Source organism: Frischella sp. Ac48 (assembly GCF_019641635.1).
Taxonomy (GTDB): domain Bacteria; phylum Pseudomonadota; class Gammaproteobacteria; order Enterobacterales; family Orbaceae; genus Frischella; species Frischella japonica.
Genome location: NZ_JAETXP010000009.1, coordinates 300663 through 324782 on the forward strand (window position 1 = coordinate 300663; position 24120 = coordinate 324782).

Here is a 24120-nt window from a genome sequence, read left to right on the forward strand (position 1 = left end):
ACATTAACATATTTTTAACGTCTTTTTAATAAACTCATAATATCTTCTTGCATCTCAGTCTCTTCAATGAGTTCATCATCAACGTAACCGATTTGTTGCATTAATTCATCGATACGATCTAACATGGTATTTAAATCTTGTTGTTGTTGAATGGATAATTGCAAATCATCTTCAACCATATCTAATAATTGTTCCAGATATGGATTATTTTCCAGTTCTTGTAGCTCTTTTTCTGGCGATAATTTTTTTACGTCAATTGTTTTAGCGTTGCTATGCGTTTTAGTTATTGATGACGTTGTTTCAGTTACGATTAAGGGAATTGGTTTTTTGCTGCCAATTCGGCTATCGCTGACCGTTTGTGTAGTTTTAGTTGTAGATTGATTTGTTTGATTTATTCGTGAACCACTCGGTAACCCTTTGTGTTTCTTTTTACGTTTTAACAAGCGAGATTGTTCATTAATTTCGGCACGACTTAATTTGGTTTTTTTCTTAATCATAATAATATATTGGATCAAATAATAATAAAAAAGGTTAACTTAATCTGATGATCAGACATTTTTATAAATTATACACTCAAGTCTATTTAATTGGCAGTAAATCTGTGATTTTAATTGCTGTTAACTAGGGTTTATTACTGATATTGCTTATTGCATGTTGCATTATTCAGCTTGATGAGTAAAAATGACGATAATATTAGTATTTAAATTATGAAATTATCGATTCTTAACTAAATATCTTATGGATAACAATCATTTAAGCCCTTATATGACGTTTGATCGTAAAGCGTGGGCGGCTTTACGTAATGCGGTACCCATGACGCTTACCCAATCAGAGCTAACGTCTTTACAAGGTATCAATGAAGATTTATCGTTGCAAGAGGTCAGTGAAATTTATTTACCCCTTTCTAGACTACTTAATTATTACATAAGTAATCATTTTACCCGTCACATGATATTGTCTCGTTTTTTAGGACAAAATCATAAGATTCCTTATGTTATAGGTATTGCAGGTAGTGTTGCTGTAGGTAAAAGTACAACTGCTAGGGTATTACAGGCACTATTAACGCGCTGGCCTGAGCACCGTAAAGTGGCTTTGGTTACCACAGACGGTTTTCTTTATCCTAATCGCGTTTTACAAGAACGAAATATAATGGATAAAAAGGGGTTCCCCCAATCCTATGATGTAAAAAAATTATTAAAATTTGTTGCCGATATCAAATCTGGAGTTGATAAAGTCTCAGCACCAGTCTATTCACATATGGTATATGATATTGTTGATAATCAAACTATCGAGATTGAAAATCCAGATATATTGATTTTGGAAGGATTAAACGTTTTACAAAATCAAGCTAATGGTGCAGCAAAAAGTAATCGGGTTTTTGTATCGGATTATGTCGATTTTTCGATTTATGTTGATGCGGAAATACCTTTATTACATGATTGGTATATAAATCGCTTTTTAAAATTCCGTGCTGGTGCATTTAGTGATCCTAATTCTTACTTTCATCATTATTCACAAATATCTGAATCAGAAGCATTAGCTAGAGCTGAAAAAATTTGGAAAACAATTAACGAATTAAATTTGATCGAAAATATTTTACCGACCAAAGAACGCGCCAGTTTAATTTTGACTAAAGGTTATGATCATCGAGTCGCTCATGTTCAATTAAGAAAATAATTTTTGGGTATTGATATAGTGTAATAATTTTACTGAGAATGAATAGGGGATTATGGTGTTATGAAAAATAAAACAATGATTAACGTGATTGTATCCGTTTTGCTTTTGTCATTTAATGTGATGGTGAATGCTAAAGATGTTAATGGTTTGACCTGTTTAGGTAAACAAAATTCATTAAATAAACAGATAGAATATGCCAAGAAGATAAAAAATCAATCTCAACTCAAAGGATTAGAAAAGGCATTAGATGAGGTTACTGCATTTTGTAATAATGACAACCTAAAAGAGAAGTATCAAGAAAAAGTGAAAGCTAAGTTGGAAAATTTACATGAGAAACAAGAGAGTTTACATCAAGCTAGATTAAAATCTGATGCCGAAAAAATCGCGCAACAAGAAAAAAAAGTCACTAAAGCTGAAAAAGAATTAAAACAAGCACAACAACAGTTGAATTCCTTTTACCAAGCTCTTGAATCAGAACGTCGATGAGAAATAAAGTTAATTTTTTTAAAGTAAAATCGCAAATTAACATTATTTTGTAATTAATGGTCATTCTAATTGATAAATCATAGAGATAAATCAGGTAGATGCTTGCAAAATAAAGTCATTTCTTTATCATTGTAGCCATAGTTGAGCACGATTTATTTTACATTGGTATAATTTAATCATGCTGTTAGCAATTGATTGGTTTTTAGGCTATTTTAAAGTCGCTATGTAAAATAATCGCAATCCAAATTTAATAGATAAAAAATTTAGGAGCTTTTATGTTGACACCCCATATTAATACTAATTCTGATGTCTTAGTTGAATTAGTACTTATGTCTGGTGAAGCTTTACATATGCAATTAATAACCAAAACTTTTTTAAATTATTCTTGTGATCAAATCGATGTTCGTAATGAATTTATGTATACGGCGGGTATCACGTCATTCGAATGTCGGTGATTTAACATGGTTTCAAAATGCCTATATATGCAGTTTAGGCCATCAATATAATTTAAAGTAATGATAAATAGCGCTTAATTAGTTTAAAATTATAAGTCGAAAACGAGTATGTTTATCCATATACGTTATGCTAACACCTCAATTGTTTGTAGGGTTTATAATCATATTGATCAAAAAGAATGCTCGCTGTTAAATATAAAATTCTGTTATCGAAATGATTATTGCTGTGCTTAAGTCGGTGTTATTTGCTCAAAGTATAAAATATGTTAATTAAGATCAGTTAATCCAAGTATGTCATTGTGACGAGACAATATTTATGAATATTATAAATCGATTAAAAACATTATCCTTTTTACAATTTTTCATCTGGGGATGTTGGTTAATAACCCTCGGTTCTTATATGATTAATACCCTCAAATTTTCGGGATCAGATGTTGGATGGGTATATAGTACATTGGGAATTGCATCAGTTTTAATGCCGGCGCCGATTGGCATATTAGCTGATAAATATATTTCTGCTAATCGTTTATATGCATTTTGCCATATTATCTGTGGTATTTCGCTTTACTTTGCAGCCAGTGCAACAACGGTAAATGAAATGTTTTGGATAATGTTAATTAATTCATTAGCATTTATGCCCACGTTATCATTATCTAATTCGGTTTCGTATTATTGTTTAGATAAGTATAAATTGGACACTGTTGCAAATTTCCCGTTAATCCGTGCTTGTGGTACCATGGGCTTTATTTTAGCTATGTGGATTATTAGTATATTACATTTAGAACTGAGTAATTACCAACTCTATATTGCTGCGATAAGTTCTTTGGTATTAGCGATTTATGCATTGACTTTACCAACCGTAGAAACGGTTAATGTTACAACTGAAACCTCGTTAATTACCAAATTGGGCTTTGATGCATTTGAATTATTTAACTCCTATAAAATGGCAATTTTCTTCTTATTTGCGATGCTATTAGGGGCTGTATTACAAATCACGAATACTTTTGGTAATCCATTTTTACATGATTTCGCTCTTAATCCAGATTATAAAGATAGTTTAGTTGTCGAATATCCGGCAATCTTATTGTCATTATCTCAAATTTCTGAATTTGCATTTATTTTAACGATTCCGTTTTTCTTAAAGCGTTTAGGTATTCGTATAATCATGTTAATGTCGATGTTAGCTTGGACATTACGCTTTGGTTTCTTCGCTTACGGTGATCCCTCACCAATAGGATGCATTTTTCTAATGTTATCTATGATTATTTATGGATGTGCATTTGATTTCTTTAATATTTCTGGTTCCGTCTTTATCGAAAAAGAAGTTGATCCAAAAATTCGAGCGAGTGCTCAAGGATTGTTTATGACCATGGTTAATGGCTTCGGACTTTATTTTGGTATGCTATTTAGTGGTAAAATTGTTGATTATTTTACTGTAGATAATATTAAAGATTGGCATTCAATTTGGCTAGTCTTTGCTGGTTATTCTTTAGCATTAGCCGTATTATTTTATTTTATGTATCCAGATAAAAGAAAAATATAAAGTAATCATAATGTCTATCATCTTATGATTGCATTCATAACCGATGATTTATCATCGGTTTTTTGTATTTTACATGCAGTGTTATTATTACTTTTGAGCAAAAGATTCAGGTTTTTACCTGCTATGTAAAAGTAATTTATCACTTAATAACAAATAATTTATTCATTGGAGTGAGTATTTATATTCAAATACATTTTTGACAATGCTTATCAGGCATCTAGCCAACTTTTAGGATTATGTTCCGAAGGCAAGATAATAAATGTTACAGATTATCTAATGAAAAATTTTAGTTTTAAATCATTGTCAATTTATTAATGGACATCGTATCTGGTTGTGTAACGGTTATTTTACTCACTACCACGGCATTTGATATTATCAAGTCAATCTCCACTTTTATATAAAATTTCTTAACCAAAATTCGAATTTGTTAGTTTAATGATTCTGAACGGTAAAGTTAGATGCTGTTTTTACTATTTCAGCTGCTTGGGTTGCTATTAAGAATTTAATACTACTATGTCAATAACCTAATATTAGGTGCAGCATTAAATCACCCGACATTATCGTTAAGTTAAGTGAAAAAACTAACGGCTTGTTTAATTCATTTAGCAGAAAAAATGGTTGATTTTCACAATTAATAATCACAGCAGATTAAAGCTTGCTGATAAATCATTAATAAGAAAAACAGCATCCTAGCTGGATTAGATAGTTGTATTTGTTTAGTAGGTGATAATGCCGACAGAGTAAAGTCGGCATTATCTTTCTATTTTAACCCTATTGGTGAATGATGTTTTTCAATTGGTCTAACAAGCCTGTATAATCAACTTTAGCATAATCAGTAACATCTACTTCGATTAAATGACCTAAAGCAAATTGATCGTATTTTCTGGTGTGACAAATTTGATAAAACTGTTCTTTAGTTACTAAATCATCGGCTAAATTGCGATCAGCAAGCTTATCGCCATAATGATAATGCTGCATTATATGACTTAAATGGCGTTCTGATGAACGATCGCGCTGGTAGCGACGTTGCCATAACACATCAAAGTCAGCTACCAAACGAATGGTGATCACTTGATAATGATATTGCTGCGCAAATTGGCTAAGTTGCTTTTTCTGCTTATCACTAAAAGGGTATTCAGAAATAATGATCTTTTTACCCGCATCCATGTACAATGCTAGGATTCCATAATAAAAATGCCAAACTTTGTGTTCTAATGCCACCTTTTCCGCCTTAGAATTAAAGCCAATCGATTCGGCATACAAAACTTTAGCTTCATCGGGTGTTATTACCAAACTATCATTAAATTGCTGTTGCAATTTAGTGATCAGATAGGTTTTTCCAGTACATGGGCAGCCCGCCAATAAAATGAGATATTTCTGCATACCCACGTTCCTCAATTAATGCGACTATTCAAATTAAGAAATAAACGCATTTTATGTTTCACAATCTCTTTTACTGCTTGATTTGCAGGAATAATATTGTGCCTTAATGACTGATTTACTTCAGTTTGTGCAAACTTATCTTTGGCAGCTTGGGTCCAATTAACTAACAACTCAGTACCAACATTAAATTTGCGAATGCCATTATTGATAAGTTCTGGATAATCTTCTTCTTTGACGCCTGTACCACCATGAATCACAAGTGGAATATCAACCATAGCATGGATCTCTTTCAATAACGGAATATTAACTTCCGTTTTTGATTTAAATTGACCATGATTCGTGCCAATGGCTATGGCTAAAGCATCAATGCCGGTTGCTTTGACAAATTCTAATGCATCTTTAGGTTTAGTGTAGACTTTATCATTAGGATTGACGTGAATGCCTTCTTCTGTGCCACCTATGGTACCTAATTCACCTTCAACCGATACACCATGTGCATGAGCATATTCAACTACGGCACGCGTTTTTAAAATATTTTCTTTAAAAGGGAGTGATGAACCATCAAACATGACCGAAGTGAAACCACTATCGATTGCCTCTTTGATATCATCAAAACTTTTAGCGTGATCTAAATGTAATACAGCATCAACAATCTCTTCATCTGCGATGGCTTTTACGGCATTAACTAATACTTTAAAACCAATATAACGTGCTGTATCCACACTAGTTTGGATAATAATTGGTGCGCCGACTTCTTTGGCAGCTCGAAGCATATCGGGCAACATTTCTAAATTGTGCGTATTAAATGCGCCAACGGTAAAATTAAGTTTTTGGGCTAACGAAGTCACATCTTTTAGGGTAGTATACATAATAAATTTCCTTTAATCTCGTTGAATCGTTACTTGTTTGGCGATATTGCGCATAGCATCCATCTTATTCATCCAAAAATCGATATCGGCCAGCGAACCATTTTTTGCTGCATCAGCGCGTTTTTGATTGTATAAACTCATTAACATTTTATAACCCTCGCCAATGGTTTTTTTATGTTGTAGGCTGATTTCTAAGTTCTCGATAGCCAAATCAATATGATCTAATTGCTGATAAAATATGCCGGTTTTTTCATATAACGCCGCTAAGGTAGATGCATCATCTGTATCAGCGATTTGCTGTTGTATTTGAGTTATCGATTGCTCAATTTGTGCGATTTGTTCTGATGTTAAACAACTTTTTATTTCACTCTTTGGCGCTTCGCTGTGTGGTTTATTCCTTTTGAAGAAGCTAAACATATTACGGCTCCTTAATTAAAAGTGTTTCAGGATTGGACCTAAAATCCATGCATAGAGTAATGCGACCGTAACTGTATCAACATCGGTTGCTGTCGCATTGACAAAGCCCATTTGAGTGAAGATAGTGACTAACAATGCCGGTAATAAGGTAATAAAGAAGCCATGGGCTATGCCACCAATTAAAGCTCCCCTTCGTCCGCCTACTGCGTTGCCAAAGATACCGGCGGTACCACCAGCAAAGAAGTTAGTTAACATACCCGGTAAAATCATCGCTAAACCAAAGATGGGTAAGGTTAACATCGCAATAACAGTTCCAATTGAAGTAGTGATAAAACCTAAAATAACGGCATTCGGGCTATATGGGAAAAACACTGGACAATCAAGCGCTGGTATTGCGTTAGGTACAATTTTCATTGCAATACCTCTAAACGCAGGAACTATTTCACCTAATAATAAGCGTACACCTGCTAATAATACATAGATACCTACCACAAAGATAATTGATTGTGTAAAAGCATAGATCACATAGTTTTGTCCACCAGATAAGGTTGAGGCATAGTTTTCACCAGCAAATAGTGCGGTAATAATATATAGAGGCACCATCACGACCATAACTGATAGGTAAGTATCTTGTAGAAATTCGAATGACTTCGGTAATTTCATATCTTCAATTGAACGTTTATTTTCACCTTTTTCACCCACTGCGTAAGCAACACCGGCTTCAAATAGATACCCGATAGTACAAAAATGACCAAGAGCGATATCATTCGAACCAGTGACTTTACGAATAATCGGTTGTGCAATGGCAGGCATTAACACCGCAAAAATAGCACCAATTAAACCACCTACCAGAATTAAGGTGACACCAGTCAGACCCGCCACACTACCAAATACTGTAGTCATGGTTGCCATCCATAATATAGCCTGACCGGTTAAGAAGATATATTTCCAACGGGTAAAGCGCGCAATAAGAATATTAAAGATGAAAATCATTAAAAAAGTGAGGGCAATATCACGTCCTAATCCAAGCTGATTCATGGCTTGCCCATTAATTGCTTCAATAGAAGGAATGATTCCCTGCATGGCAAATCCAGCAGTGAAAATCTGACCAAAATAGGTTAAACTGCCAACAATAATACTTGAGCCAGCATTAAGTACCTGAAAACCTAATAAGGTTTTAAGAGTCCCTGATAGTATTTGTCCAATTGATTTTTTTTGCAGAATAAGCCCAAGCATCGCGATTAAACTAATGGTGATAGAGGCCTGAGTTAAAATGTTATCAATAATGAAATTAATTACGTTCATAGTATTCTCCTATTTACCCTCTAGATCAGTCCTTTTTGTTGTAAAACGGGACTTAGCTTTTCCTCAATTTCGACTTTGGAAACAATATTTTTGAGAAACACAATGGTGGTTTTTTCACTAATATTGAACTTAGCAAATTGCGGACGGAAGTTTTCTGCGGTTATGATAATATCGGCATTCATAGCGGCAGCAGAAGAAATATCAGTATGATCTAATTTAGCATTTACGCCTTTAGCTTTTAGTACATCTTCAGTTGCCATTTGTGCAGCAAAACTACTACCTAGTCCAGCACCACAAACAAATAAAATGGTTAAATTTTGCATTTACTCTTCTCCTACGTGTTAATAGTTCAAACTTTATTTAGTTCATTAAATAATATTGCTTTAAATTGTTGTATCGAATGACACATTATGAGTTGGTCTAGTTTCTGTTCATCATTGATGAGTTCAATCAAACTACGCATAATATTAAGGTGTGAAAATGAATCGATGGCTGCCAAACAAAAGATAATCTTGACCGGTCCCATATCTGGATTACAAAAATCAACCGGTTCACGCATAGTGACCACACTGACCCCTAATTGCTTAACACCATCTTCAGGGCGAGCATGCGCTAATGCTAAATGCTTACCTATCACAATATACGGACCATACTGCTCGACCGAGTTAATCATAGCTTCGATATAGGAAGGTAAAATAAAGTGTTTTGTTAATAATGGCTCAGCAGCAAGGGTGATAGCTTGGCGCCAATCACGACAATGTTGCTGTAAGATAATGTCTTCATCTGTCAGAATATCTTTCAACATAGGCTGAATTTTCCTTTTATTAATTTTAAGATTGTTAAGCGCTAGACACTGTTCGAGTCGGTTATAAATGGGGGCAGATACAATACCGCCACTATCTTGAATTAAATCGACGAGTGAATAGAAAAGATCAGTTGCATCAGCTAAATGATTGACAATGCGTTGATTAGCTCGATGTTTAGCTAAAAAATCGGTGATAATAGGATGATTTTTTTCTTTTAAAATGGGTTCTAATACTAAAACAGGATGCGCAGTATGCTGTAATGGAAATGTTGAAAAGATGAGGTCAAAATCAAGCTGTTCCAATAAGTCTAAATCATTACGTCCCAAAATTGCCAGGATATCAATATTAAAAAATTCTTTGAGTGTTTCAGCTAACAAATTGGAGGTAGCAATACCATGATCACATAGCACCACTGCTTTAAAATAGTAACTACGATCTTGATTTATCGCACTGGCAAACGTTGAAAAATGAATGGTTAAAAAAGCGATCTCATCATCTGAAACTTTATGACTTAATGTTGTTTCTAGCCCTTGTACAAAGTTTTTTATCGCTAAGTAAATTTCACCATAATTTTGTTTGATGCTATCAAGTAGTGGATTAATAATATGAATATTATTGCTCACTCGTGCAATCAATCCGGCTAGATGTTTGCAAAGATTTTCGTAAAGTTGTTCTTGTTTAGTTGAGAAAGGGATTTGTGTTTTTTCTTCGACATAGTTAACTAACTTGATGGCTAATAACTGTGCATTTAACCACTCGACATAATTATTAATATCCTTAGTATTAAAGGCCTCTAGCATGTAAATGATATATTGCTGCTCTTGCCGATTAGCTTGTAAAGACATCCGTCGACAAACTAAATCAATAAATTTGGTGATTTGGTCGGATTCAGTATGATTAAAATCGCTTCTGATCATTGTCAAATGATGTTGATGCATATTACGAATCAACCAAATCGCGGTGAAAATAACAATTTGTTGTACATAAATTTCATCATGAATCTGGCTAATCGTTTGATGAGCAAGTTTTAATAAATTTTGAATAAGTTTATGTGGAATAAAGTTAAATAAAAGTTGTTGTATTGAACTTAATTCATGCAAAGGTTTATCAAGTTCAAGATTGCCATAAAATTGATTAATTGCTTCGTACATCATTAAGCGGATTGAACGTTCTAATCCGACAAATTGCATGCCTTGCTTAGGTAAACTGGTTAATTCAATATCATACTTTCTTAAACGGGCTTTAAGTTTGCGGATATCTTCATCTAATACACTTTTAGATACAAAATAGATACTTTCTTTATGAGTTAAAATAGTTGGGCAAGCGGAAAAAGCGATTGACAATAATAAATCAAATTGACGTTCGTCTTTACTTAGAAAGGGTGAAATAGCTACTCTCAATAATGCACTATGAATGGACTGCTTTTGATCGGTTGTTGCATCTAGTATAAAACCTTTACGACGTATCGTTGAAATGAAAGGTAACTGTCTATTTTGTAAAAAAACATTCATTTCATTAATTTCGTTACGAATGGTTCGGGCACTAATTTGAAATTCTTCTGATAACATTTCAATGGTTAATGGGTAGTCGACTGAAATAAATTTTTTAAATAATTCTATTGTTCTTGTTCTCATAAATTTATTCACCTATTTACTTCTTAAAAGTAGTATATGTGAGACAAATTTGCTTACCTAGTTGGTATTTTTGCAAATATAAGTTGCAAAAATTATGGATAAAAGCATATAAACATAAGTAAGTTTATGATTAATAGTTAAAATTATTAGCTAATGACGTTGCGTATTCTCAGCTAATAAAATTAACCGGTTTGACATTTAATAATTAATCTCAGCAAATTGGGTTTATTTCAAACGATATGAGTTGTGCAACATAAGCAACCATTTTCAATATAATTGGCTAAATGCTGGAATTAAAGGTAATCATACTGTTTTAAAATAGATAAATTATTTTGCAAACAATGAGTTAAAAATTTTTGTAGATATTAAGAACGCTATTCATTTATCGTGATGAAACAAGGGAAAGTTTTAAAGCGGTTATAAATCGGATAACCCAAGCCAAAATTCCTTTTACTTTAATAAGTAAGCTAACTAATTATTTATTAAAAATTAATAAATATTAAAGATGGCGGAGTTAATTTGAATTAACTAATTAGGTAAACAATCGATTAAAAGTGAATATTATATGGATTGAATAATTTTTAATAAGAAAAGTGGTGGGTCGTGAAGGATTCGAACCTTCGACAAACGGATTAAAAGTCCGCTGCTCTACCGCCTGAGCTAACGACCCATCTTGCAGATGGTGGGTGATACCGGGTTCGAACCAGTGACCCCCTCCTTGTAAGGGAGGTGCTCTCCCAACTGAGCTAATCACCCCAAAATGAAATTAAAAAAAGATCTAATTTCAAATTACACGGTTAAGAATTGGTGGGTGATACCGGGTTCGAACCAGTGACCCCCTCCTTGTAAGGGAGGTGCTCTCCCAACTGAGCTAATCACCCTGACCGTGTGGAAAAGCATTATAAGGATCCTGACTTCTCAGTCAACACTTTTTTTCATTTTTTTGGAGATAGTTATTCTTCCGATGTAAATTTAAACATATTTTGCGTAAGCTTTCGCAGAAATACTATATTTGGGCGGTTTTAGATCAATCTTTTGTAGATAATCACGATTTCGCAAACTGATTAAAGGTTGATAAAACGTGTATTACATTACAATTTTTGTTGAAGAATTTTTACTAAACTGCTGTATTGGTCAATTGAAAGGGCAAAAAATAATCATTTTAACCTCTCAAACGTTTAATAAAGATGAACAATCAATAGCAGATTTAACACTATATATAAAAAAAAACTTGCCTCAGGTAGAAATAAAGCCGATTTGTCGGTGTATTTTAATCGATCATGGTACAAAAAAAGCCAGTTTGGCATTACCTAACATTCCGTTATTACCTTTTGAAATAGACAATTATGTCAAACAAAGTTTATCTAGAATATTTATTAACCAGGAAAGTTTAGCTTATGATTTTATAATTGAAGATAAAAGGCAAACGGCGGAAGAGAATCTACAAATTATTGTTTATGCTTATCCAAGTAGGCAAATTGATAGATTAATAAAACTTTTTCCATGGCAAGTTATCTTTGTAGGTATTCCTAATCAGTTCATAAATGAATCAGATGTTCTAAAGTTTGACGTTAATGCGCTGGCAACAATGAAACAAATTGACGGTATTAATTTATTACCCTGGCGCAATTGGCAAAGAAAAGCCCGAAGAAAGCAATTTTTTTATGTATGCTTTAGTCTATTAATAGTTATAACATCAGTGTCAATAATCTTATACTATTTGGCCTTACAAGCACTAAATCAACAAATTCATCGTAATACTCAATTACAAGATCTTTATTTAAAATCCAAATCACAGTTAACACAATTAATTGATATCAATAAACAAAATAATCAATTAAAAGCGACTTTGACTCAACGACAATCGATTACTAACAATTATGCACACCTTATAGAATCATTAATGAGTTTATCGGAAACGATTCCCAATAACCTATGGTTAAATTCACTTGAATATTACGATGATCACTTGAATATCAACGGTGTCAGTTATTTATATGATGATATTTTATTGTTTTCACTGCAATTAGAACAGCATAATTTGATTATGAAGAGTGAAATTACAACCATAAAGAAACACTATGAACAATTGTTATTTAATATCAAGATTCAATTAGATCACGCACAAAATAGTAGGGGATTAGATTATGAATGAAAAACTTGATTATTGGCTTTATCAACCGAATAAGTTCCGTTATAGCACTATTTTAATAATGGTACTAATAATCTCCTATGCTATTTATCTCATTGGAATACGGCCTATTTATGATCAGCAAGAGCAACAAAATTTGCAATATCAAACATTAGAACAAGATATTACACATTTAGAGCAGGAAATAACTCAATTTCCAACATTTTCTATATTAAATCATGAGAATGAACAATTAGTTAGCCAATTACAAAAACTAACCTTCATGCTAAAACAACAAAATCATATCTTTATGCAACTGCTGGCGCAAAGTCATTTAAAACTAATGGAGTTCACTAATAAGAATGACACGGATGTTATTCATTATCATGTTAAAGTAAGCGGTTATTTTCATGATTTACTGATTTTCCTTGAAAGTTTAAGTCAGCGCTCAATTTTTCTTCAACTTGAGACAATTGGTATCGAGAGACAAAACGATAACCTGCTTGTTTCTTTGTCTTTTCTTTCTAAATATCATCAGGTTTCTTATGAATAAATATGTGGGGATTTTATTATTGCTTTATTCATTAATAACGCATGCAGCTCAAAATAAAATTATGACATTAAAAGATCCTTTTCAAGTACCGCCATCAATCCCATGCGCAGATATAGAAACACAATTGCGAAATCAAATAAATCAATGGCAATTTCAAGGTTATGTTGAGCAGCAAATGGGCAGTCAGCACATAATTGCAATTATTCATAAGGTTAATAACAAAATATGGTTAACGCTTTCTGATTTAACCGTTCCTATGCAGCTTTTGCCGTGGAAAATTATAACCATTACACGAACTGAGATCCATTGGCAAGCGAATTTACCTGATTATTGTCAGAAAAACTTAATTTTGACAATGAAATTACAAGGGGTATAGCATGAATTATTATCGATATCTAAATCAATTGATTAAAAGTGGTATTTTATTAATTTTACTATTAATTACCCGTCAAGGATACCCAGCTGAAAGCCATCAGCCAGATCGTATCTCGATTAATTTTTATCGAGCACATACCAGTATTATTCTTCAATCTTTGGCCGAACAGCAGCAGCTTAATTTAGTGTTTAATGATAGCATTGATCCTATCCAAACCATTAAACTTAATAATGTTAAATGGCATAAAGTATTAGATGTGGTGACCCAATCTGCAAAATTACAATATCAGATTGATGATAACTTATTACTGGTTAATCCTCTGCCCGATCCTAAAATTATCGCAGAACAAAAACTGCAACAACAAAAAGATGAAGAGTTAAAATTGCCGCTAAGCCATTTATCAGTTGCAGTCAATCATGCCGAACCGAAAACAATTAGCACTATGGTTAGTGAACAAAATTTATTATCAGATAGAGGCAAAATTTTTATAGATGATCGTACTCATAACTTGATCATTTTTGATATTGAACCAAATTTGCCCAAAATAGCCACCTTAATTAAACAATTGGATCGGCCTATTCCACAAATTCATATAGCGGCTCACATTGTCACAATGAGTACGGAAAGTGCTGATGAGTTAGGGATAAAATGGGGATATACTAAAAATTCTTCGCAATTTATTCAACAGTTAGATATTAATATGGGGGTTAGTAATGCGCCTGCTACTATAGGGTTTAACTTAGCTAAACGTTCTAGCAATTTATTAAATTTAGAATTATCGGCTTTGGAAGCTGAAAATCAATTAGAGATTATTGCTAGCCCAAATTTATTAACTTCTCATCAACATACGGCCTATATTAAACAAGGAACAGAAATTCCTTACGAAGTCTCCGGAGAAAATAACGGAACTACAACTATTGAATTTAAGCAAGCCGTATTAGGGCTAGAAGTAACGCCGCGGGTTTTAACTGAGCATCAACTGGAGTTAACTTTATCTATTACACAAAATACTATAGGGCGTTCAATCAAACGTAGTGATGGTGGCGAAGCTTTAGCAATTAATACCCAAGAAATTCATACTCAAGTATTAGTCAATAATAATGAGACATTAATCCTTGGTGGTATATTTCAACAGAGTCATAACCAAAATCAACAAGCAGTACCCGGTATTAGTCATGTTCCTGTGATAGGGGAACTTTTCAAATATCGTGGCAAACAGTGGCAAAAAAGAGAGTTGATTATCTTTATAACCCCACAGTTAGTATATTAATTAATTTTACTTATATTATAACTAGTAATTTAGCGTTGATTTGGCCATCGTGTATAAACTATTCAATCCACTTTAATGGTAGTCTTGGTTAGTATATAATAAGGCCTACAAATTTCAATTATAACGAGTTTATTATGTTCCATATTGTTGCATCGGATTTAGATGGTACCTTATTAAACACCGATCATGCTCTATCTGCTTATACAAAAGAAACGTTACAAAAGTTAAGAAAAAAAGACATACATTTTGTTTTTGCTACTGGCAGGCATCATATTGATGTGGCTCAGATGCGTGATAATATGGATATTGATGCCTACATGATTACCTCAAATGGTGCCAGAGTACATGATAGTAAGGGAAATGTTATTGTCAGTTTAAACTTACAACCCTCCATTGCTTATGAAATTGCTCAAGTTGCTATGGATGATTCATTAGTCTATACTCACATTTATCGTGGCGATGAGTGGTTGATTAACAAAGAAGATCCTGAGTCACTCGAATATTTTAGTGAAAGCCATTTTAAATACCGTTTATTTGAACCAATTGATTTTGCCACTGATGATATCGCAAAGATCTATTTTACGACTAATGACGATTCTCATAATATTCGTTTAATTGAATTAAAAAACCGTTTAAAAGCCCATTATGGTAATGAAATTTCAATAGCTTTTTCAACAGCAAATTGTTTAGAAGTAATGGGTGCTAATGTGTCAAAAGGTAATGCTCTAGCAGCAGTGGTAAAAAAATTAGGCTACACGTTACAAGATAGTATTGCTTTCGGTGACGGTATGAACGATTTAGAAATGTTATCGATGGCTGGTAAAGGATGTATTATGCAAAATGCTAGTGACGAATTAAAACAATGTTTGCCACAAATAGAAATTATTGGATCTAATGCTGATGATGCGGTTCCTCATTATTTAAATAACCTTTATTTCAACTCAATTAAATAGTATGTACGCAGATAGAGAACTTGATACCTTAGGATTACGTTGCCCCGAACCAATTATGTTGGTGCGTAAAACTATACGGGAAATGAGTAATGGGCAAATTTTACACATTATTGCTGATGACCCAGCAACAATACGTGATATCCCCGGATTTTGTCGTCATATGGAACACCAACTTATAGACGCACAAACCGAAACAGCACCATATCATTATTGGATAAAAAAGCATTAAGAGTATTAAAGTTTCAATGCTTAATCGAAACTGTCAATATATCCAAGAATAGTTTCAAAATTCATAAAATGCTAAATTTTATCACTACCTACAAAAATACAGCTGCCAAAACATAGTTTTTATTTGGCAGCTGATGCGAGCGTATTAATTATCAAAAATACCTTAAAATTTATTGATCAATGATTTTATCATCAAGTAGCTCATCATAATATGCTAATTCATCATAGGTTTTAACCATTATATTTGATTCTAGTGGAAATGCTTCAAATTTAAATTCGGTAGATAATTGATCTGATTTAACCCCAATTTCATTAGCAAAAAGATCTAAAAAGTGAAATGCTGATAAGTTTTTCTTTGTATAAATATGATCTTTTATATTCGATTTAATGATAAAAAGCGGGACTTTGTATCCTTGTTTATATTTACCAGAATGTTGAATCATAACTTGATTGTTTTCATCAAATGACATTTTTTGCCCGTGATCTGAGAAATAGATTAATGAATAGTCTTTATTTGCTTGAATTAATTGATTATTAATATTCTCAATAAATGCATCAAGTTTATTCAATGTAGCTAAATAGCAGTTAAATTTAATACCATATTGTAAGTTATAGCTATTCGGATAATTAAATAATCGTTTACATGGATTGTTATGTGAACCATACATATGAACAAATATTATTTTAGGTGAAGGGTCTTTAACCAAAATTTTATCTAATTCATCTAGTAAATCGAAATCATCCCGATATCTATTTATGGATGTTTTTTCATTAAGAAATTTAATATTATCAGCATACATAGCAATTTGACTAATTAAGCTATCATGTATACCAATGACACCTTGATTTGAAATCCAATATGTTTTATAACCTGCTTGCTTAGCTAACGTAACGATATTATTAGCAAAATTAATCTCTTCTTTATCCAAAGTTTGTGCTAATGTTCTTGATAAAGAATATGTTGTAAAAGGTGCAGTTGCTATATAGCCATCAATGAATATACCATTAGCTTTATTAAGAAATGGTGTGGTTTGATGATGATAGCCATATAGTGATAAGTATTCTCTATTAACACTCTCACCAATTACTACCACAATATTATTATTTTTCTTATCAACTGATATGATATCCCATGTAGGTTGACTATTAAAAGACTGTTCAAATTTCTCAATATTTTCAAAAAAATAAATTGATTGTTTTACAGCATCGGTTACATGATCTCCACTAGGAAGCAAAATAAAGATGAATGGAAATAATATTAAAAATATCAATTGTTTTAAAATATGTTTAGATTTTTTTCCATATTTCCAATAAGAATATACATAATAACTACTAGATAATATTACCAGCAAACTTAATAAATAATAATAGCCTGGATAGATAAGTATATTATCAAAGGCTTCTGTTATATTTGTTTCTCTCAGTGCATATAGTAATCCACCATTAAGTTGACCATATGTAATCCCAAAAGGAAGATAAATCGCAGCTATTATTGAATATACAAACATGATTATTACGGTAATAAAATGATATCTTGCAAAAAGGAATAACAATACCAGCATAAAAAAATTCATTAATTCAAAATTATAACCATATGCAATTGGAGATATATAGGCGAGATAAATCATCGAAATAAATGTTAATGAAATGTGAAATAGACTACTATTGAAAAAATTATAACCTCTTTTTATCATTTTTTGAGGTAGAGCCATTTGATCCTCTCAGTTAATTATTATGTAATCAAATTTTGATTAAAATTATCTATATTAATTACTAATTGTCAAAATTAATTTAAAAATGTCATTTGGGTTAAAAAATTAAAAATCAATCAATTAATTAATTGATTAATTATTATTTTTTAATGTTTTACAATATAATTAAAATCTATTACATAGATAGCTATCAATTTAATTTATTTAATAAATAATATTATTTTCAATTAGGAATTGACTTTTACACTATAAATGATAATAATTCTCATTATCTTTTAAAGTAAATAATTGGAGTTGAATATGAATTGGTTTGTTGCAAGGATAAATAAAAAATTTTTTTCCTTAGTCGGTTTATCACTGCTTTTCTGTATTAGTCAATTTAGTCATGCTGCCGAAAAAAAATTCAAAGTGGTTACAACTTTTACAATTATTCAGGATATTGCGCAAAATATTGCTGGTAATGCGGCAATTGTCGAATCAATTACCGTTCCTGGTGCAGAAATCCATGAGTACGAACCCACACCAAAGGATTTAGTCAGAGCGCAATCTGCAGATCTGGTACTTTGGAATGGTTTGAATTTAGAACGTTGGTTTGAACGTTTTTTTGAGGATATTAAGGATGTACCGTCGGTAATAGTGAGTGAAGGTGTTGATCCAATGCCTATTCGTGAAGGTAGTTATAAAGGTAACCCGAATCCTCACGCATGGATGTCCCCAACGGAAGGGTTAATTTATGTCGAAAATATCCGTAAAGCATTAGTGAAATATGATCCTAAAAATGCTGAAATTTATAACCAAAATGCGGCTAGCTATATCAAAAAAATTCAGGATATGGATCGGCCACTACGTGAAAAATTATCCCGTATTCCACAAGAAAATCGTTGGTTAGTAACCAGTGAAGGTGCATTTAGTTATCTAACGCGTGATTATGGTTTTAAAGAAGCCTATCTATGGCCAATTAACGCTGAGCAGCAAGGAACACCAAAACAAGTTAAAGCAATAATTGATTTAGTCAGAGCTAATAAGATTCCGGTCATTTTTAGTGAAAGTACGATTTCAAATAAGCCAGCAATTCAAGTTAGTCGTGAAACCGGCATTAAGTATGGTGGCGTATTATATGTTGACTCACTCTCACAGCAAGATGGTCCCGTACCGACCTATATTGATTTATTAAATGTCACTGTTGAAACGATAGCAAAAGGTTTTGAATAATGAATGATCATGTCCATCCTGTCACATTAGATGTTAAAAATCTTACAGTAACCTATAACAACGGTCATACTGCGATTCATGATGTTAATTTTACACTTCGTGGCGGAACTATTTGTGCTTTAGTCGGTGTAAATGGAAGTGGAAAATCGACACTATTTAAAAGCATCATGGGAATGGTAAAACCAAGTAAAGGTCATGTTGCTTTAAATGATACTCCTGTCACAGCAACATTAAAGCAAAATATTATAGCTTATGTTCCACAAACTGAAGAAGTCGATTGGGATTTTCCTGTGTTAGTTTCTGATGTCGTGATGATGGGACGTTATGGCAAAATGTCTTTTCTTCGAATACCCTCGAAGGAAGATAAACGGCAGGTAGATATTGCATTAGAATTGGTAAATCTCTCCGCTTTAAAAAATCGGCAGATCGGTGAACTTTCTGGTGGTCAAAAAAAACGAGTATTCATTGCCCGTGCTATGGCGCAACAAGGTAGGGTATTGTTACTCGATGAGCCGTTTACTGGTGTTGATGTTCAAACCGAAAATGCCATTATCGATTTATTGAAAACACTACGTGAAAAAGGGCATTTAATTTTAGTATCAACTCACAATTTAGGCAGTGTACCTGAATTTTGTGATCAAGTTGTGTTATTTAATCGTACGGTACTCACTTACGGCCCAACCAAAACGACATTTACGCCACAAAATCTTATGCAAACCTTTGGTGGTGCATTGCGTTATTTGAGTTTGTCTGGCAGTCAATTGCATGATGATGAAGATTCGCGAATAGTATCTGTTTTAACTGATGATGAAAGAGCGGCTGTTTTTTATGGTGAAGGTGAAAATCAACCTCCTCATGATAATTTATTAATTGACGAGTTACGGACAAAATAATATGTGGGATATCCTTTTAGAACCTTTTCAATATGAATATATGATTAAGGCAATTTGGGCGAGCAGTATTGTTGGCGCAGCCTGTGCATTTTTATCTGCCTATTTAATGTTAAAAGGTTGGTCACTTATGGGCGATGCATTATCACACTCAGTGGTACCTGGGGTCGCCGGAGCTTATGCACTAGGCTTACCTTATTCGATTGGTGCCTTTTTTACTGGTTTTTTAGCTGCAATATCAATTATTATCATTCGTTATGTAAGCCGTTTAAAAGAAGATGCCATTATTGGTTTTATCTTTTCAACTTTTTTCGCTATTGGTTTATTAATCATTTCACTCAACCCAACTTCAGTCAATGTGAATAATATTATAATGGGCGATATTCTCACCATTCTTGACGAAGATATGTTTCAAGTTGAAATTATTATTGCAGCCTCCTTATTTGTACTGGTCTTTATTTGGAAAGACTTATTACTGGCTTTTTTTGATGAAGTTTATGCGCGTTCGATTGGCATTAATACTTTACTATTAAAGATTATATTTTTTACAATACTTAGTGCTTGCACTGTTGCTGCATTACAAACTGTTGGTGCAATACTAGTCATTGCAATGGTGATAACCCCTGGTGCAACGGCTTATCTATTAACTAATCGTTTTCCTATTTTATTAATCATCGCGGTATCAATTGGTTTTGTGACAAGTGGCATTGGCGCTTGGATCAGCTATTATCTTGATGGAGCTACCGGAGGGGTAATTATTTCGTTACAAACCATGATTTTTATCTTGGCATTTCTGTTTGCGCCGCAACATGGATTAATTCCTAATCGACTGCGAATTCGGCGCAAATCGAGAAATAAGGAGCATGCATAATGGATTGGCTAAATATTCTTATTGAACCGCTCAGTTATCCATTTATGCAGCGGGCTATTATTGTATCGATTACGACTGGATTTGTATGCGCTATTTTATCTTGTTTTCTGGTGCTTAAAGGTTGGTCATTAATGGGGGATGCGATTTCCCATGCGGTATTACCGGGAATTGTTTTGGCGTATTTAGGTGGTATTCCGATCGTAATAGGTGCTTTTATTTCGGGCTTTTGTTGTTCGTTAGCGACTGGCTATATTAAGGAAAATTGCCGTGTTAAAGAAGATACGGTAATGGGGATTGTTTATTCTGGGATGTTTGCCTTTGGGCTAGTATTATTTTCCAAAGTCGATACCGAACAACATCTTAATCATATTTTATTTGGTAGTTTATTAGGCACAACCAAAGCAGAGTTATATCAAATTGTCATTATTGCGACGATTGTTTCGTTAATTGTGTTATTCAAACGTAAAGATTTAATGTTATATTGCTTTGATCCGGTTCAGGCGAAAGTAATTGGTTTATCGGTAAGATTACTGCATTATGGTTTACTTGCCTTTTTAGCATTAACCATTGTGGCCTCATTGCAAGCTGTTGGCGTGATTTTGGTTATCGCCATGTTAATAGCACCAGGCATTATAGCGTTTCTCTTATCCAGAAGATTTGAACGAATGTTAGTGATAGCAGTTGTCGTTTCAATCAGTTCGTGCACTTTTGGAACGTTGATTAGTTTTCACTATAGCGCAAGTAGTAGTGCATGTATTGTTTTAATTCAAGCATTAATTTTTATTATTGCACAATGTTATCGCCTGCTGACTAACTATTATCATACTACACTCAATAAGAAACATATTCATACATCACAAAAGTAGTAAAGCTAAAAAATAAATGGATGCCAGTGTTAATAACTTGGCATCCACTATTTTACAAATATTTAATAAACTTTAAAATCGTTTATTAATTATTCAGCCCAAAAACCAACAACATTGACTTTGTCCTGTTGAAGAACCGCACGAATTGGCATTTCATCAACGTCACTACCTTGCAATGCTTTTTCCAGTACTTGTTTCTTTGATTTACCATTCAATAATAAATAGATATGATGGCTGTTAAGAATAGCCGGTAATGTTAATGTCATTCGTTCATGCGGTGCGGTTAATGGCACCATGCCAACCACTAATTTACCCGAATTCATATCTAAACCATGATGTAGATTTTCAGCATGAGGGAATAAAGAAGCGGTATGACCATCTTCCCCCATACCTAAAATAACGACATCAAACGGAAGAGGAATTTCACGCAGTTTTTCTTGGGTATACTCTTCGCCGGCAAATGGCGTTGGAGCATTATTTTTAAAACCAATAAAGTTAGCCATTTTAGCATTGTTAATTAGTAAATGTTTCATGACTAAATTTTCGTTGCTGTCTTGGTGTGTAGTATCAACCCATCGATCATCGACTAACGTGATATAGACTTTGTTCCATGCTAATGGTTGTTCGCTTAATTTTTTGAACAATGGAATAGGGCTACTACCTCCTGAAACCGCAATTGACGCTCGACCACGTTGTTCAATGGCATGTTGCAAATCCCTAATAATATTTTTGACCATATCATCAATAAGTAATGATGATGAATTATATTGATTTAAATTAAACATTGCGCTACATCCTTCTATTCATAGCCATTCCATGAATGACCGTCTTTGGTGATTAAATCAACTGATGCCACTGGCCCCCACGTACCAGCCTGATAAGGTTTTGGTAGTTCTTTATCCTCAGCCCAAGCATTGAGAACCGAATCAGTCCATTTCCATGCAGCTTCTACTTCGTCACGATGAACGAAGAGTGCTTGTCTACCATGCATCACTTCCAATAACAAACGTTCATAAGCATCGGCAATGTGTTGGCTGAATGTTTCATTAAAGCTGAGATCCAATTTTGTGGTTTGTAAACGATTGTGGTTTTCTAAACCGGGAACCTTATTTAAAATCTCGATATCAACTCCTTCGTCAGGTTGTAGGCGAATAGTCAGCTTGTTTTGTGGCAAACTTGAATAATAATCTTTGAATAGGTTAATCGGTTGATTTTTAAAATAGATGACTATTTCGGAACATTTTGTTGCTAAACGTTTACCGGTTCTCAAGTAAAATGGAACACCAGCCCAGCGCCAGTTATCAATGTCAACGCGAATTGCTACGAAAGTTTCGGTATGGCTGGTTTTATTCGCGCCATCTTCCTCTAAATAACCTGGAACATTGATATTATTAATAAATCCAGCAGTATACTGACCGCGCACGGCTTTTTCAGCAACATTAGATTTATCTATAGGTCGTAACGCATTTAATACTTTAATTTTTTCCTGACGGAGGCTACTATCAGAAATATCCGATGGTGGCGACATAGCGACCATAGTAAGAATTTGCAACAAATGATTTTGAACCATATCGCGCATTTGACCCGCTTTATCAAAATACCCCCAACGTCCTTCAATGCCAACCTGTTCGGCCACCGTAATTTCGACATGGTCAATTGAGTTTCGATCCCATAAATTGGACAATATGGGATTTGCAAAACGTAATGCCAATAAATTAAGTACGGTTTCTTTACCTAAATAGTGGTCTATGCGGTAAATTTGTGACTCTTGAAAATAGCTAGCTGCTGCATCATTAATTTTTTGCGATGATTTTAAATCAGTACCTAATGATTTTTCTAATACAATGCGATTTTGTGGTTGATTAAGTCCCGCTTCGCCCAAGCCTTGACAAATTGAGCCAAAAATAGTGGACTGGGTTGCAAAATAAAAGATAGCAGGTCGATTATCATTAAGTTTATCTTTTAATCCTTTATATGCAACAATATCATTAACATCCAATTTATGAAAATCTAAACGATTAGCAAAACGTTGCCAAATATGTTCATCAATCTCTTCATTCATGAACATTTGCAATGCTTCTTTGGCAATTTTAGCATACTCTTGTTGATTCCAATCGGCACGACCAACACCGAGTATTTTGGTTTCTTTAGGCAGATAGCCACTTTTTTCAAGTTGGTATAAAGATGGGAGAAGTTTTCGTCTTGTCAAATCTCCTTTAGCGCCAAATATAACCAGATCACAGGCAGGAATTGCCATATTATCAACGGACATGAATACTCTCCTAAAACTAACTAAATTTACATACTACAATCTAATGGTGTAATTATGATGATTTAGCGCTAAAAATCCAGTTATTTATATAAATTATAACAATCTGTATGATTGATGATGATAAACCTATTCGGGCAACATCCTAATTCTGCTGGTATGTTTTTAATATTACTCTTTGTTTTTATTGATATTTTTCATAAATTCTATTTTT

The 24120-nt window shown here is 33.3% G+C and carries 24 protein-coding genes and 3 tRNA genes; 14 read left to right on the plus strand and 13 right to left on the minus strand.

Features of this window, described 5'->3' with window-relative positions:
• Window positions 1–14 precede the first annotated feature (14 nt).
• Complete coding sequence (gene yihI / locus JMI89_RS06175) at window positions 15–497, minus strand: Der GTPase-activating protein YihI (RefSeq protein ID WP_220679579.1); 483 nt, start codon at window positions 495–497, stop codon at window positions 15–17.
• Between the two features lie 241 nt (window positions 498–738).
• Between yihI and coaA the strand changes: the two genes are divergently transcribed.
• From coaA to JMI89_RS06195, 4 genes are all read left to right on the plus strand, one after another.
• Entirely contained in the window at window positions 739–1677 is a 939-nt protein-coding gene (gene coaA / locus JMI89_RS06180) for a type I pantothenate kinase (RefSeq protein ID WP_187754665.1), read from the plus strand.
• Between the two features lie 60 nt (window positions 1678–1737).
• Window positions 1738–2163, plus strand: a complete 426-nt coding sequence (locus JMI89_RS06185; protein ID WP_220679580.1) for a DUF1090 domain-containing protein — start codon at window positions 1738–1740, stop codon at window positions 2161–2163.
• 275 nt (window positions 2164–2438) lie between these two features.
• Window positions 2439–2618, plus strand: a complete 180-nt coding sequence (locus tag JMI89_RS06190) for a hypothetical protein (RefSeq protein WP_220679581.1) — start codon at window positions 2439–2441, stop codon at window positions 2616–2618.
• 316 nt (window positions 2619–2934) lie between these two features.
• Window positions 2935–4161, plus strand: coding sequence for a nucleoside permease (locus JMI89_RS06195; RefSeq protein ID WP_187754668.1), 1227 nt, complete (start codon window positions 2935–2937; stop codon window positions 4159–4161).
• A 771-nt stretch (window positions 4162–4932) separates the two neighbouring features.
• On the opposite strand, the gene JMI89_RS06200 is transcribed toward JMI89_RS06195, so the two are convergent.
• From JMI89_RS06200 to JMI89_RS06240, 9 genes are all read right to left on the minus strand, one after another.
• On the minus strand, window positions 4933–5544 hold the full coding sequence (locus tag JMI89_RS06200; protein ID WP_220679582.1) for an AAA family ATPase: 612 nt from the start codon (window positions 5542–5544) through the stop codon (window positions 4933–4935).
• Window positions 5545–5555: 11 nt separating this feature from the next.
• Window positions 5556–6413 carry a class II fructose-bisphosphate aldolase gene (locus JMI89_RS06205; RefSeq protein ID WP_220679583.1) on the minus strand — a complete coding sequence of 286 codons (858 nt, stop codon included), beginning with the start codon at window positions 6411–6413 and terminating at the stop codon, window positions 5556–5558.
• 12 nt (window positions 6414–6425) lie between these two features.
• Window positions 6426–6830, minus strand: coding sequence for a tetratricopeptide repeat protein (locus JMI89_RS06210; protein WP_187754671.1), 405 nt, complete (start codon window positions 6828–6830; stop codon window positions 6426–6428).
• 15 nt (window positions 6831–6845) lie between these two features.
• Entirely contained in the window at window positions 6846–8135 is a 1290-nt protein-coding gene (locus JMI89_RS06215) for a PTS sugar transporter subunit IIC (RefSeq protein ID WP_187754672.1), read from the minus strand.
• A gap of 20 nt (window positions 8136–8155) precedes the next feature.
• Complete coding sequence (locus tag JMI89_RS06220; RefSeq protein ID WP_187754673.1) at window positions 8156–8458, minus strand: PTS sugar transporter subunit IIB; 303 nt, start codon at window positions 8456–8458, stop codon at window positions 8156–8158.
• A 26-nt stretch (window positions 8459–8484) separates the two neighbouring features.
• Entirely contained in the window at window positions 8485–10575 is a 2091-nt protein-coding gene (locus tag JMI89_RS06225) for a PTS sugar transporter subunit IIA (RefSeq protein ID WP_220679584.1), read from the minus strand.
• A gap of 594 nt (window positions 10576–11169) precedes the next feature.
• A tRNA-Lys gene (locus JMI89_RS06230) sits at window positions 11170–11245 on the minus strand.
• 10 nt (window positions 11246–11255) lie between these two features.
• Window positions 11256–11331 (minus strand) — tRNA-Val (locus JMI89_RS06235).
• Window positions 11332–11380: 49 nt separating this feature from the next.
• A tRNA-Val gene (locus JMI89_RS06240) sits at window positions 11381–11456 on the minus strand.
• A 200-nt stretch (window positions 11457–11656) separates the two neighbouring features.
• Between JMI89_RS06240 and JMI89_RS12030 the strand changes: the two genes are divergently transcribed.
• The 6 genes from JMI89_RS12030 (at window position 11657) to tusA (ending at window position 16087) form a co-directional block, all read left to right on the plus strand.
• A complete protein-coding gene (locus tag JMI89_RS12030; protein WP_220679585.1) occupies window positions 11657–12730 on the plus strand; it encodes a PilN domain-containing protein in 1074 nt (357 codons plus the stop codon).
• Window positions 12723–13259, plus strand: a complete 537-nt coding sequence (locus JMI89_RS06250; protein WP_220679586.1) for a hypothetical protein — start codon at window positions 12723–12725, stop codon at window positions 13257–13259. Before JMI89_RS12030 ends, JMI89_RS06250 begins: the two co-directional genes overlap by 8 nt.
• On the plus strand, window positions 13252–13635 hold the full coding sequence (locus JMI89_RS06255) for a hypothetical protein (RefSeq protein ID WP_220679587.1): 384 nt from the start codon (window positions 13252–13254) through the stop codon (window positions 13633–13635). The genes JMI89_RS06250 and JMI89_RS06255 overlap by 8 nt, the downstream gene beginning before the upstream one ends.
• Window position 13636: 1 nt before the next feature.
• On the plus strand, window positions 13637–14905 hold the full coding sequence (gene pilQ / locus JMI89_RS06260) for a type IV pilus secretin PilQ (protein ID WP_220679588.1): 1269 nt from the start codon (window positions 13637–13639) through the stop codon (window positions 14903–14905).
• 134 nt (window positions 14906–15039) lie between these two features.
• Complete coding sequence (gene yigL / locus JMI89_RS06265) at window positions 15040–15858, plus strand: sugar/pyridoxal phosphate phosphatase YigL (protein ID WP_187754679.1); 819 nt, start codon at window positions 15040–15042, stop codon at window positions 15856–15858.
• Between the two features lies 1 nt (window position 15859).
• Window positions 15860–16087 carry a sulfurtransferase TusA gene (gene tusA / locus JMI89_RS06270; protein ID WP_187754680.1) on the plus strand — a complete coding sequence of 76 codons (228 nt, stop codon included), beginning with the start codon at window positions 15860–15862 and terminating at the stop codon, window positions 16085–16087.
• Between the two features lie 169 nt (window positions 16088–16256).
• On the opposite strand, the gene JMI89_RS06275 is transcribed toward tusA, so the two are convergent.
• Window positions 16257–17594 (minus strand): phosphoethanolamine transferase, encoded by a 1338-nt coding sequence (locus JMI89_RS06275; protein WP_220679589.1) that lies wholly within the window; start codon window positions 17592–17594, stop codon window positions 16257–16259.
• Window positions 17595–18098: 504 nt separating this feature from the next.
• On the opposite strand from JMI89_RS06275, the gene JMI89_RS06280 reads away from it, so the two are divergent.
• The 4 genes from JMI89_RS06280 to JMI89_RS06295 are packed head-to-tail and all read left to right on the plus strand — an operon-like array spanning window position 18099 to window position 21637.
• Window positions 18099–19010 (plus strand): metal ABC transporter substrate-binding protein, encoded by a 912-nt coding sequence (locus tag JMI89_RS06280; RefSeq protein ID WP_187754682.1) that lies wholly within the window; start codon window positions 18099–18101, stop codon window positions 19008–19010.
• On the plus strand, window positions 19010–19903 hold the full coding sequence (locus tag JMI89_RS06285; RefSeq protein ID WP_187754683.1) for an ATP-binding cassette domain-containing protein: 894 nt from the start codon (window positions 19010–19012) through the stop codon (window positions 19901–19903). Before JMI89_RS06280 ends, JMI89_RS06285 begins: the two co-directional genes overlap by 1 nt.
• Before the next feature lies 1 nt (window position 19904).
• Window positions 19905–20771 carry a metal ABC transporter permease gene (locus tag JMI89_RS06290; RefSeq protein ID WP_220679590.1) on the plus strand — a complete coding sequence of 289 codons (867 nt, stop codon included), beginning with the start codon at window positions 19905–19907 and terminating at the stop codon, window positions 20769–20771.
• On the plus strand, window positions 20771–21637 hold the full coding sequence (locus JMI89_RS06295) for a metal ABC transporter permease (RefSeq protein ID WP_255562857.1): 867 nt from the start codon (window positions 20771–20773) through the stop codon (window positions 21635–21637). The genes JMI89_RS06290 and JMI89_RS06295 overlap by 1 nt, the downstream gene beginning before the upstream one ends.
• Window positions 21638–21726: 89 nt before the next feature.
• On the opposite strand, the gene pgl is transcribed toward JMI89_RS06295, so the two are convergent.
• Entirely contained in the window at window positions 21727–22422 is a 696-nt protein-coding gene (gene pgl, locus JMI89_RS06300; RefSeq protein WP_220679591.1) for a 6-phosphogluconolactonase, read from the minus strand.
• 14 nt (window positions 22423–22436) lie between these two features.
• Window positions 22437–23909, minus strand: coding sequence for a glucose-6-phosphate dehydrogenase (gene zwf, locus JMI89_RS06305; RefSeq protein ID WP_220679592.1), 1473 nt, complete (start codon window positions 23907–23909; stop codon window positions 22437–22439).
• Window positions 23910–24120 lie beyond the last annotated feature (211 nt).